This window comes from Vibrio cionasavignyae (assembly GCF_050337155.1).
Taxonomy (GTDB): domain Bacteria; phylum Pseudomonadota; class Gammaproteobacteria; order Enterobacterales; family Vibrionaceae; genus Vibrio; species Vibrio nomapromontoriensis.
Map to the genome: position 1 here is coordinate 16,105 of NZ_JAKJSR010000038.1, position 12,764 is coordinate 28,868.

A 12,764-nucleotide genomic window follows, 5' to 3' on the forward strand; every position below is an offset into this window, starting at 1 on the left:
ACAACAAGGCAGAAAACACATGATGGCAAATATGAATTTACAAGGCTTAGACAAATTGGACCGAAAAATTCTTTCGAATCTTTTATCAAATGGACGCGAATCTATCGCCAACCTATCTCGGAACATTGGTTTATCTCGGACTGCCGTCGCAGAACGAATCAACAGACTCGAAAAAACGGGTATTATAAAAGGCTACACCGCTCAGATCCGAGTTGAAAATGAAGGACGCAAAGCAGCGAGCTACTTACTTATTTCATGCGAAAAAGGCAAAAAGAATGAGGTAAGTAATGCCCTCAAAGAACTTCCTGAAGTTCGCCTAACCAGCATCGTGGGCGGCTCTTACGATATTATCGCGCTTATAGAAGCGCCTGATTTACACTCAATTCACCATTTGTGTAATGAAATTGAATCTTTCGTCGGTATCCGCTCGCTAAACACTACTGTTGTATTACACCAACCGATTAGCCGCTGATCCGTCGCTCGCATAATAAGCCGCTCAAATGAGCGGCTTATTAGATACTACCAATTACTTTAATCTGCGCATCTTGTGCAGACGGTTTTCCTAGCCAAAATGTTTGTCCTAAATTATTCCCTTTCCCTTGCCCAAGCATATTCTTTGGTATGCTATCGAGATCGACCGTTAACATGAGATCCCATGACATTGGGTCACGTAGTATGAACCGCATCAACGCCACAAGTGTTCTATGTAGCTCCCCACCATTAGAAAACTGTTTAAACGTGGCAAAATTTATGTTGTCGATACACACGTTAAACTTACCATTAAGATCCGCTACGCTTTGTCCTAAATGTAAGTTTTGACCCAACAGACAATTTGACCGATTGAGTTTGTTTCTCTGTATCGCTGAAATGTTTACCCTTCTATATACCCACTCCTCAATCTTTACACTAGACAATGAAAAGTAATGGGCAACAATACCCGAAATCAACTTTGGTGATCGCGTACGTGTAGATAACTGATTTACATACGAAAGAATTTTGGCACGATCAAGTTCAGCAACGTCACACTCTTGAATCACACTCGATAATCCCGCTAAATGTAACACACGCCCAGAAAATTGATCACTCGCCCCACTCTGATATTGAATATGGTACCGATACTTCTTCCATACTCGATAAAGCAAACTGTTGTATCGGTTATGGAAGAAGTCGAAAAAGTCTTTTACTGGGTTATCTTCAGGATCTCTTCCAGCAAGCTTCTCTGTATAAGTCGCTGGAAGGGGCGAGCTTGAACCATGTAAACCAAGAAAGTTCGTTTCTACCCGAGAGTAGTTCCGCCCATTTCGCTCCATATGTGCGATATAATCCATATCACTCTTTGGGAACGACAAGTTTGGTGAGACACTAAATTCAATTCTCTCTTGATAAAAGTACTTGTTTTCACCCACAGCAACAAAGTCTGTACCGGATTCTAACTGGTAATATTTCTCAAGTAACGAAACCGCCTGATAGAAGCTAAACTCATTTGTACTGGCAGATAATTGGTTAATCATAATATTGTCTGCTGACCTTCTAAGCTTACCCAATGGTAATTTTCACCACTTGCTTCATCGAAGACTTCAAGCTCAGTAAAAGAATTCACGCTCGAATAAAGGCGAATAAACTCATTGAGTACGTTAGCCATCAAAAACATATCACCCTCATTGACAAAAAATGTTGAGTTAGTTACCAACTTGAACTTGTTTCCTCGTACAGATACTCCCCGAAACACTCGATCAATGGGCTTCATCTCTGAAGAAATAATGCCGTCAAGACGATGAATAGATGCTCGGTGCGCTTGACGGTCAACTCGAGAATGGAAGTCATATGTCGATAGTAGGACCTTAAGAACATCAATATTTGCCAGAGACAAGTAGTTAAGTGACATATTCGCAATCAGCTGCCACTGCAGTTCACCGTTCACTTGAGGGCTCACAGATTGTGTTGGTTTTGTTATATTTTTAAACGTCGCATAAGCAGGGGAATTATGAGTTGTATAGATAACATCGCCGACCGACAAGCGTTCCGCTAAATCTGCATTACTGCACTGTAGCTGCATCAAAACCGTTTCAGTTCCTAAATCAGCTATATCACCATTATGAGTGTGGAAAGAGATATAACGCTCCAACCCTCGACCACTGACTCTCTCCCCTACCTTCGACTTGTAAAACTCGCGCTTGTCTCTTTGATTGATATGATGTTCAAATGACTCAAACTCAATGAGAGGCTTACGTCGTCGCTCATCCTTACTCCAACTTTCCACTGTATTGATCGAATACACTTCATAATGTTCTTGATTGGTACTTTGTGGTCGAACTTTGTATTCGTTTCTTCGGTGCTCGAGGCGTATTGGATCACCATCTTTTTCAAACAAATTGACCGCTGGTGTACAATGTAAACGTAAGTGTTTATTTTTTAGAACTAGCTCAGATGGCAACGCACGTTTAAAATGAAAACTCATTTTAACAGTACTGCGTTGGGGAATGCCTCTTAGCCACTTTAATCCATGTATATCAAAGAACATAAACTTGTCAGGCAAAGAGAAATACTCTTGTAATAGCCGATAGCCCGCAAAGGATTTCTTGCTGTACGGTAGTAGTGATTCTTCCTCATCATAACCCACCGGTTTCACGAATTCGGGACCTAATCTATGTTTATAGCCTCCACCAACATCAAGCTCAACATAATCAAGATACCTAAATAACCAAAGAAATACCGTTCTTGTTATGTGTATTTCTCCATGAAGGTGTAACCTCAAAGTATCAAGTCCAATTCTCGACAACTCTAAGCCATGCTCAGTGGATAACGTAACATCAATACTGGAACTCGTGCGGCTGTTTGTTTGCTCAATATTTGTGATTTTTAGTGGATATAAATCCACATCATAGCAAGTCCTGAATTGGCATTGCGTTCCCTCTACCTGCTCGCTAGCCATTTCCGCACCACGCTTAACAACCGTCTTCTCGGTAACACTGCCGGTATAAGGCTTTAACTCGCTGATACACATTGAAGGTACTGAACGCATATAATGAGGCCAAAGTAACGTCATCATAGATTGAGTCAATTCTGGCAGTTCATCGTCTATTTTTTCGCGGATTCGACCAGTCAAGAACGCAAAACCTTCCAAAAGGCGTTCGACATCTGGGTCAAAAGTGCCTTCTGCTAAAAAGTTGGTTAACTTAGGATTGTATTTGGCAAATTCACTGCCTGACTCACGTAGATACGTCAGTTCATCTTGAAAATATTTGCTGCTACTCAAGTGACACCTGCTAAACGTTGAATTGACCGTCGGTTCCCATATAGACATCTATTGACATCGGAACTTTGCCGCCGTTGTGCAAAACTTCGCCGCAAATTCCAAAACCTAATTGCAGAGGGTTATGATGGTCTTCACGGTAATGCACCTCGACATTTCGTAACCGAGGTTCGAAGCTTTCAATCGTGGTTGTAATGTTTTTCTGAATATGACGAACAAGGTTAATATTATTCGACAGAACATCATTAAAATCTGGTAAGCCATATTCACTATCAATCATTGCGTTGCCAGAGTGAGTATTGAGCAAATCAGCGAGATGTAGATGTATCGACTCAACCAGGTGACGATGCGATACCACCTTCTCATAGCAATTTTTTGGCTCATCCAGTTCGATACGTTCTAAAAGCCGATAACCTTTTTCCATACTTTTCCCTACGAAAAAGCAGCCAGAGTACTGGCTGCTTATTGCTACAAACATCTGATTACTGGTCTAGTTTACCAACTAGAGACAGGTCAAAACTTGCACCCATGTACTTAAAGTGTGGACGTACAGACATTGATACTTTGTACCAACCAGGATCGCCTTCAACATCAGATACTTCGACTTTTGCAGCGCGTAACGGTCGACGACCACGAACTTCTGCTGGCGGGTTTTCCTGATCAGAAACGTATTGACGAATCCACTTGTTCAATTCAATTTCTAAGTCAGAACGCTCTTTCCAAGAACCAATTTGTTCACGCTGTAATACTTTGATGTAATGAGCTAAACGATTAATAATGAACATATAAGGTAGTTGTGTACCTAACTTGTAGTTCATCTCTGCTTGTTTACCTTCAGGCGTGTTTGCAAATACTTTTGGCTTCTGTACTGAGTTAGCTGAGAAGAAGGCCGCATTATCAGAACCTTTACGCATTGTTAGCGCGATAAATCCTTCTTCAGCGAGTTCGTACTCACGGCGATCGGAAACCAAGATTTCTGTTGGAATCTTAGTTTCTATTTGCCCCATGGCTTCAAAGTTGTAAACAGGCAAATCGAAAACCGCGCCACCGCTTTGTGGACCTATGATATTTGGACACCAACGATATTTAGCGAAAGATTCACTAATTTTAGACGCCATTGCATATGCAGAGTTGCCCCAAAGGAAGTTACTATGGCTATCTGTTACCATCTCGTCATAATCAAATGCCTTAATAGGGTTATCTTCCACTGAATAAGGCGTACGAAGCATAAAACGAGACGTACAAAGGCCAACATAACGTGCGTCTTCATGCTCGCGGAACCCACGCCATTTAGTATACTGAGGCCCCTCAAAGACGGATTTAAGGTCTTTTAAGTTTGGTAGTTCTTCGTAGCTATCGAGACCAAAGAACTGTGATGAAGCCGACGTGATAAACGGTGCGTGTGACATTGCACCGACATTGCCCATGTATTCCATCAGTTTGATGTCTGGTGACGATGCAGAGAGCTGATAATCACAAACAACTGCCGCTACTGGTTTACCACCAAATTGACCGTACTCTCTGGTATAGATTTGCTTGTAAAGACCAGATTTAACAACTTCTGGAGCATCTTCGAAATCATCAAGAAGCTCGTCTTTCTTTGCAGAAATCAGTTCTATTTGAATGTTTTCTCTAAAATCTGTGTGATCAACCAAATATTTCAAGCCACGCCACGTTGATTCAATTGCTTGAACATCATCATTATGAAGAATCGCGTCTACTTGCTTTGATAATTTCTGGTCAATCTCTGAGATCATAAGATCAACAAGAGACTGATCCACTTTTTCTACAGCGGAATTGCTTAGCAATTCACCAATGAATGCTTCTACGCCGCGTTTTGCAACATCAAAACCTTCATCCGTTGGCTTTAAACGTGTTTCATTTAGAATGCTGTCCAGAAGTGAGCCCGATTCTACTAGAGCCGCTTCTTGTTCTGGCGCTTGTGCTTCTGCTGACATGGTATCCCTTACTCTTCTTTCGCGTCTTGGCTTTCACCAATACTTAGTTCTTCCAAAAGTTTCTTTCTCGCGTCCTCGTCTTGAAGTACGGCTGCAATTTTCTTTCGAAATGCAGGTACGTTGCCAAGGGGCCCCTTCAATGCAACTAGCGCTTCACGTAGCTCCAGCAATCCGTTCAATTCAGGAACGTTTTTCGCAATAGATTCCGGTGAAAAGTCCTTCATGCTTTTGAACGTTAAATCCACGCCAATTTGCGCTCCGTCTTCGTCAGAAAGACGGTTAGCAACGTTCGCTTTGACATTAGGAGCATAGCCATCTAACACCTCATTGAAGTTATCTTTATCGATGTTAATTGGCGTTCTTTCTTCTATTGGCGTTTCATCTGCACGAGCAGTGAAGTCACCGACAACCATCATACTCAACGGCAGTTCTACGTCTTCTTGCGTATCACCTGTCGCTGGAACATAACGGATATTAATTCGCTCTTTAGGAGCCACCGAGCCATCACGTGACATAATTAGTTCCTTCTCTAATTTTGCTACTAGTCATAAATTATTTCCCATTCTTTGTATTTAGTAGGAAGACGATCTTTGGTTCTGAATAACTCTCGAAGAGTTTTTTGAATTAGACCATCCAACTGCATAGACAAATGGGGTTCCCAGCTAGCAAGATTAAACTCCTTTTTAACTTCCCATCCTTTCTCTAGGTACGGTAAGCACAAAGGGAATAACCCCGCATTCTGGTAAGCTTTTACCAATTGTAAATACAACGTAAACTGCCCTCTTCCTGAGTTATCCAACTCGAGCTTTTGAGACAGTTCTGCTGCGTATTCACCCAGATTTGCAAGGGTGATATCCTCCATTGGCAGTGAATCATCAGTAGTCACAACAGTCGTAATAACAGCTTGACGACTAGATGTTGCAGCAACACTTGTTGACAACCACTTAAGTGTTGCTTCATCTGCAAATGGAATGGAATTTTTAAAAGAAAGGTGTTCAATACCCTCAAATCGTTGCACAAACAGTCTCACTTCCTGCTCAACGGCAGAAGCAGCTTCTTGCCATCCCAAATTGTTAAGCATCGAATAAACGAAATAATGGCCAGTTAGCCAGAAAGGTGCATCTGTCAATGTACGCTCTAGGCGCTTAATCGTATCCACGTCACTTTCTTGCATCGCTTTATCTTGATAATTTGATTGCTGATCCGTAGAGACAGCAAGACTCAATTCTGTTTGGTTATTTTGATTTTCAGGTAACCCATCAATGTCATACCAAGTCAGATGCCGATATATTCGATAAGCCAACGAGTTGCTTGGGTCAGAGTAAATCATCATTTCTGCGACTTTTTTTAACGATCGTTTTGATACAGAGGGGGACGAAAAATCCGTATCAACATCCTGCTCTCTAAACTTTGATTTAGGAGCAAGAGGCTTAGCTTTTTGTACGTCAACAACAGGCGCCTCCAATAACGGGGCGGGGTCGATTGCTTTGATATCTGAATGATGCGCTTCAGCAACCTCCGCAGTTTGCTCCGTAACTGCACCTGGTATCACTCCACTGCTTGCGGCATTATGAAGAAGTGTATTGAGCTGTGTTTTTATCTCAAAGAAATCAGCTTCAGAGTCATGGAATACATCATCAAGTTGATACTGAAGTTGCCCGATAAGAGTTAAACATTCCAAAAGCACACTTCTATCTAAAGACTGAGAAGCTAACTTATTGCTCACCAACTTAATTTGGTTATTAAGCCATTCTATCGCCCCATCTCGACCTCGTTTTCTTTTTGGATAGAGGTCAGAAGCATATCTAGTCAGTAGTTCATTAAAGAGTGTTAGCCCTAGTTCTAGTCCCACTAGATCGTGCTCTTCTACCAAAGAGCGCACTAGGTAGCAGATTGCTTTTATATCTTTACTATGATGTTCTAGAACTTCTGTCGACAACGATTTAACAGCATCCCAATCAACCGTTTCTCCAAACAAGGAACCAAACTTTTTAACTTCGGACTCCATCCTTTCATAACACGACTCATATCTGGCATCGCCACCAGAAGGTGCTTGTTCAGAAATAGGCGCCAGCAATCGTTCACAATCAATTATTGACACTATTAACTCTTCCCTTCCATGCGATACTCACGAAGTGCTCTTTCAACAGCAATTGCACCTCTAGCCGGTTTAGACTGTTGATGACTGTTATCGATAGAATCTGCTGCCATACTTCTTAACACCCCAATGATTTCATTAAATTTCTTCGGAGAATTGCTTTCAAGATCACTTAAAGAATCGTACAACTTTTGCTTGGCAAACACGGACTGTTCCGTCACCGTACTAAACAGAATAAATTCACTTCTTGCTACTTTCAGATGACGCACTTTTTCAACCAGTTCAGGTGTCGGTCCAAAAAATACTTGTGCAGCCTCCGCTTCTCGGATTGCTTTTGAGTAATAGCGCTGCTGGGCATTGACTTCGATAGAATTGTTTATATTTTCTAGCACCTGTTGTGGCAACACTTGGCTATAGAAATACGCTTGTGATTGATTGATAACCCACGCTGACTTCAATGCTTCATCAGCCAATTGGCTTTGCCCATTCAACACTAAATCAGCTAATTCCTTCGCTTTACTTCCAGATAATTCCGAGAGCTTCTGAGATTCGATAGAAGCCTTATTCAACCCCGTCATTGCAGATGTTAAGGCCGCGTCTGCATAAGGAAACAAAGCTCCGTCACCATTGAGCTTTTCTCGCAGTACGACAAGGTCTCGTCTAACCTGTCCAAGGCTCTTAGGTAGTTTGTCTGCAACTGTCTGAGAAGACACGATCTCAATTTTGTTTTCTTCATATAAGTCCGAAAGCTTCTTTTGCTGCACTTGATACGCTTCCCGATATGGTGCGGTGCTCACGACATTCATTTCCATATCATTTAGGACAAGCTCTATCTCCCAAGGCGGAAGGGCAAGAAACGATGCGGTTTGAGCTGGTTTAATTGTCGCACTTGGAGACACCGAAGAGTGTTCAGCGTTAACAATCGATTTCCATTCCGGTTGTGCCTGCTCGTAAAGATAGCTGGCTGTTATCGCAATAACACTAAGTACTAAGCTCGCTTCAAGGAATTTAAAGCGCCCGCCTACAGTTCTATCTGAATGTCGGCGCTGCGTTAGCACTAAATCAGCATTGCGTAGATTGCTAAAGATAGGAGCGCTGGTCTTGAAGTCCATAGCATGCGTATCAATATGAGCTAATTGTTGAGCGAACGAAAACGCGGTGTAGTGATGTCCTCTTGGATTTCTGATAACTTCTCTGATCAACTTCCAAACGTGGTTTGGGATTAGAGTTGGTCGCTTGCGGCTTTTTAACTGCTTATGCCAAGCATCGCCAAAAGCCGCACCAAGAAACAGGTGCCCCGTTAATAGAGCCAGTGAATACACATCATCTGACGGCTCTGTTACGCCTGTTTCAAGATATAAAGGGGAAGCGTAACTCATACTCGCTTCCGCGTAAGGTTCGGATTCCCCGATATAACGCGCAGCACCAAAATCAATGAGTTTTACGTAATCATTGTCTGTGACAAGAATATTAGAAGGCTTAATATCGAGGTGACACACACCTCTGGTATGCATAAATTCCAAAGCACCAGCCAATTGATACACTAACCAGGCAATATGGTCGTAGCGAAACCCTTTACTTGAGTGCCGCTCCATTTTTTCTGCTAACGACTCCCCCTGAATCCATTCATACATTAGATACGGGCGCTCGAATTCACTGCCAATTTTAATAAAGTCGGCGACACTCGGATGTTGGGATATCTCTAATCTACTCGCTTCATTGAGAAGCATTTTTTGGGTTACTTCAGAGGCATCTGCATTGACGACTTTACAGCAAACCTGCTTCTCTGGGTTACCCTTCTTGGCTAAGTGATAAATAGTGGTTCTACTATTTTTTGAATGCAGGGTATCAAGTACGTCAAACTGCGAAAAAAGGACATACTCAAGCTTCGGCTTATTTTTGCTTTGCGTCGCTTGCTGAACTTGTTTCTTTTTCTCAATAGCTCTTACAACCAACTGGTCAATATAGCCTTTCGCATCCCCTTGCTTATCCGACACTTTGCACTCTTTTATAAACCAAACATTATTAAGCACGAATAATAATAACTATGCTTGCCTCATTTCAACACTAGCCTTTAAAACAAACGGTAAGACTATTAGTTTAGTCATTATTACTAAAAACTTTCTTAAATAGACTTTCTCTTTCACTAACCAAATATTGGCTTTTATCAATGATATTGCCAATAAAAGAAAACCTCTAATAATCAATAGTATTATTCCCTTAAATAGCTAGCCTGATATTAGTTGAACAAAGGCCTTCGCTTTATTCTCACCAAAAATAAGCAACGACGCGGGCTGTTTGAAATGATGCTCTCTAATTGTAAATGCAATTAACGCTAAAGATGAGCAGCAACCCATCGTGCCCCAGAGTTCATTAATCAATTTTGGTTGGTTTGGGTTGGTAAAATACTCAGCTCTCGCCCCTAATGCAAAGCCATAATCTTCCGTATGTGCTCGTAGATTGGCCATATCACTATATACTTCACCAAAACAATCCATCACTCGACTCGCATTCTGGACTAGCCGATAGATACCTCTTCTATCGGCAGGATTATCATCTACCTCTACGTAGCCTAACTGAGCTTTTGGGGTCAGCTTTAAGGTATCAATCAAATTTTTTCTACAAAGCACAATACCTGCAGCACCTTCACTAGGAATCAAGCCCCAAGGGTTCAGGTTACTCATCACTGCTTTCTTTTCTGTAAGGCTAGCCATTTGACTGAATAATGAATCTGCCGACACACACATTAAGGCATCGTATTTTTCCATTGCCTTGAGAGCATGAGTGACGACTCTCGGCCCTTCAACTTGGATTGTTTCTACGTGGGAAATATATTCATTTAGCGCACTTCCAATGATCCACTCTCGCACATGAACCGCTTCTATACCTTTAGGCAAAGCGATCAATAGTGGAATAGGATTGAGTACTCTGGGGAGTTGACGCACTAATGACTCAACAACATAGCCGAGCATTTCCTGTAACTTCTCATCCACATTTTGGTGTTTAGTAAACTCTACCTTTGCGTAGCTGAAGCGCTCTAGACCATCTTCTGCGACTTGATGTCCAAACCTCCCCAAATCACTTCTTGCCACTTCAGTAGCAATATCTAGATTCATACCAGTCGGTGTCACGACTTCCATACCAAGGATATAGCCCCCTTTAGAGTTCAACATGGTCGCTTAGCCTTTCTTTGTAATGGTCGTGGATGCCAGCAAGTGCTCTTTACCTTGACATGGAAAAGCGGCGGTATAACTAATAGAGACTGTTCTATTTTCTGTGTCGACAAAGACGGTGTAAATATCCATATCTACTCTCTGCTGCTCATCTTGAAAAGTGACTAACGCGACATACTGCTCTGATGGTATTCGGAATACCATTGTCTCATCATGACAAAAACCACTCATCACCAGCCTCTCCCCGCCCTTTAGGTACCCGTTACATTGCTGATCCTTAGGTGCACTTTGGTAAAATCTCCTATCAAAGTCCACAGGTAACATAGGCCGCCTATTTTCTTGCCAGTGCTTGTCAAACGTTCCAGCATAGGCGAGACGAGATGCAAAAAACGGCGGTATTGGGCCAAAACCTGCTACCCGAAGACTTTTACCTGTAGAGCTCCAATCTTCATTTTGGTAGAAAACACTCGGCACTCTTTGCTCAATCAGTTCTTTATTCGAACTCGCAATACCGCTTCCTAACCGGTTACGAATATCACCACCAATTGCACAAGAATAGTCGATATTTTGTTCAATAAACTCTGTTGAATGACTAATGGTTATGCTGCCACTATGCTCAATCCAGACTCGTTCACCATGAACCGCAATCGTTTTGTTGATGTGTTCATCCAGTAACACACGACATTCATGATATAAAACTGGTTTTTTCGCGTAACTTCTTGCTCTACCGTAAATCACTACGTCAGTGTTCTGTTTATAATGCGCAAACTCATGGTCGATTTTCATTGCAGAAAAGCCTGGTTCCCCGACATAAACAGGGTCATCACAAATCTCTTCTCCGCTGGTCTCAAGCCATATGGAACCATTTAATTTCCAGGTTCTTTTTCCAACGACAACCCAGACTTCATCGCCGTTCTCATCTCTTTGGAAGCGGCCCTTGAGTGTCAAGTTCAAGGGTGACTCAATATCCCACAGCTGCATTACCGCTCCTTAACTTAAACCTTTCTGCAACAGACGGAAGTGTCTTCAAACGGCTAATATTCCACTTTTGTTGATGTAACGGCATCATCGTGTCCCAAGGAATATAGACACGAGAATGGAGGCAGACTTGTTTCCACATCCAACTTCGAAATTCATCGTCAATGGCTTGGTTCATCATCGCCGACATTGTTGATTCAAATGTAAGTTCACGCCCTAGCCGACTCGGTAGAATACGATAATGGCCGTCTTGCCCAACCCACTCATTTAGTCGGTTTAGCGCTTCTTGCCACTCAACTTCAACGCTTACTTGCCATGGCAAAATAGGTAGAGTGTCACCATAAACAACATAAAGCGCCTTAATCCATATTTCACCATCAAGTTCATCGAGGTGTGTTACGTGCGCCATTACGTTTGGTACTAGTATTGAGTCTCCAGAAAGCACAAAGTGAATTGGCGCTAACCTAGATGTCACTTCGAATGGCATAAACTCTTTCAACTCCAATAACTTAGCAAAAGTAATAATTCGCGGGTTAGAGATAACCTTTGCGTCAATACCATAGCATTGTCTAAACCAAGTACCGCGATCATGTTTAGTCAGCAGACGCTCAAATAGGTACTCGTTGTTGTGAGGATTAGAGTTTAACCATTCAATGCCTTCTTCCGCATTCATACACGCTAGGGCACAGTAACCAATTTCTTCGGAAATAATTTGTGACCTTAGCCAACGCTTGGTAAGACTAATACTCGCGCTTTGACGTAAAGTTAATAATTCAAAATATTGATCTCGCAATTTACATCCACCATCAATTAACTCTACAAGCGAATAATCTAAGGATTCGATGGGGGATTGAATAACTAAATACTTCGCAAACTCACAAGCCATTTCATCAAGCAGCGCCAAGCCACATAATACGTTGTCTTTAGAGTCACTAAACTCGGGTTGTAGCATCAACCAAACGTAGATTTCGACGTAATCCGATCTAAGTTGATGTATAAAGCCTGGCTTCAGACGATAAAAAGACAAATAGACTTTTTTAATCTCCCCTATTTGCCGATCAATATTATTGAGGTAATCAATTTCACTGCTAGGAAAACCCTTCTTAAACAATCTAAATCTTTGTTTTAATAAAAAATTTAGAGACTCACTGGCCAGTATTAGCTTCTCTTTACTAAATGTAAACCAACGCGCATTAAGGTGTGTGAGTTCATCGACCGCACGCTCCGCCTCTCGAAGAGTGTCTTCTATCCTATCTTGGAAAATTGGTTCTTTGAGCTGTTCGACACTAATTTTCTGACGCATC

The 12,764-nt window shown here is 41.9% G+C and carries 11 protein-coding genes; 1 reads left to right on the top strand and 10 read right to left on the bottom strand.

What is annotated here, in order from left to right; translation table 11 throughout:
* Window positions 1-19 precede the first annotated feature (19 nt).
* On the top strand, window positions 20-472 hold the full coding sequence (locus tag L4D74_RS24070; protein ID WP_265677210.1) for an Lrp/AsnC family transcriptional regulator: 453 nt from the start codon (window positions 20-22) through the stop codon (window positions 470-472).
* A gap of 40 nt (window positions 473-512) precedes the next feature.
* Here L4D74_RS24070 and tssG read toward each other — a convergent pair whose 3' ends face one another.
* The 10 genes from tssG to L4D74_RS24120 form a co-directional block, all read right to left on the bottom strand.
* A complete protein-coding gene (gene tssG / locus L4D74_RS24075; RefSeq protein WP_428754933.1) occupies window positions 513-1,511 on the bottom strand; it encodes a type VI secretion system baseplate subunit TssG in 999 nt (332 codons plus the stop codon).
* Window positions 1,508-3,256 carry a type VI secretion system baseplate subunit TssF gene (gene tssF / locus L4D74_RS24080; RefSeq protein ID WP_265677213.1) on the bottom strand — a complete coding sequence of 583 codons (1,749 nt, stop codon included), beginning with the start codon at window positions 3,254-3,256 and terminating at the stop codon, window positions 1,508-1,510. The genes tssG and tssF overlap by 4 nt, the downstream gene beginning before the upstream one ends.
* Before the next feature lie 10 nt (window positions 3,257-3,266).
* Window positions 3,267-3,677: a type VI secretion system baseplate subunit TssE gene (tssE, locus tag L4D74_RS24085; RefSeq protein WP_265677214.1), complete on the bottom strand. Its 411-nt coding sequence runs from the start codon at window positions 3,675-3,677 to the stop codon at window positions 3,267-3,269.
* A 58-nt stretch (window positions 3,678-3,735) separates the two neighbouring features.
* Window positions 3,736-5,211 (bottom strand): type VI secretion system contractile sheath large subunit, encoded by a 1,476-nt coding sequence (tssC, locus tag L4D74_RS24090; protein WP_265677215.1) that lies wholly within the window; start codon window positions 5,209-5,211, stop codon window positions 3,736-3,738.
* Window positions 5,212-5,219: 8 nt separating this feature from the next.
* Window positions 5,220-5,726 carry a type VI secretion system contractile sheath small subunit gene (gene tssB, locus L4D74_RS24095; RefSeq protein WP_428754934.1) on the bottom strand — a complete coding sequence of 169 codons (507 nt, stop codon included), beginning with the start codon at window positions 5,724-5,726 and terminating at the stop codon, window positions 5,220-5,222.
* Between the two features lie 26 nt (window positions 5,727-5,752).
* The gene (tssA, locus tag L4D74_RS24100) at window positions 5,753-7,312 is read right to left on the bottom strand and encodes a type VI secretion system protein TssA (RefSeq protein ID WP_428754935.1); all 1,560 of its coding nucleotides are present in this window, start codon (window positions 7,310-7,312) and stop codon (window positions 5,753-5,755) included.
* 2 nt (window positions 7,313-7,314) lie between these two features.
* Window positions 7,315-9,306 carry a serine/threonine protein kinase gene (locus L4D74_RS24105; protein WP_428754936.1) on the bottom strand — a complete coding sequence of 664 codons (1,992 nt, stop codon included), beginning with the start codon at window positions 9,304-9,306 and terminating at the stop codon, window positions 7,315-7,317.
* A 231-nt stretch (window positions 9,307-9,537) separates the two neighbouring features.
* Complete coding sequence (locus L4D74_RS24110; protein ID WP_428754937.1) at window positions 9,538-10,482, bottom strand: hypothetical protein; 945 nt, start codon at window positions 10,480-10,482, stop codon at window positions 9,538-9,540.
* A gap of 6 nt (window positions 10,483-10,488) precedes the next feature.
* The gene (locus L4D74_RS24115; RefSeq protein ID WP_428754938.1) at window positions 10,489-11,463 is read right to left on the bottom strand and encodes a DUF2169 family type VI secretion system accessory protein; all 975 of its coding nucleotides are present in this window, start codon (window positions 11,461-11,463) and stop codon (window positions 10,489-10,491) included.
* Entirely contained in the window at window positions 11,444-12,763 is a 1,320-nt protein-coding gene (locus tag L4D74_RS24120) for a hypothetical protein (protein ID WP_428754939.1), read from the bottom strand. The genes L4D74_RS24115 and L4D74_RS24120 overlap by 20 nt, the downstream gene beginning before the upstream one ends.
* Window position 12,764: the final 1 nt, after the last annotated feature.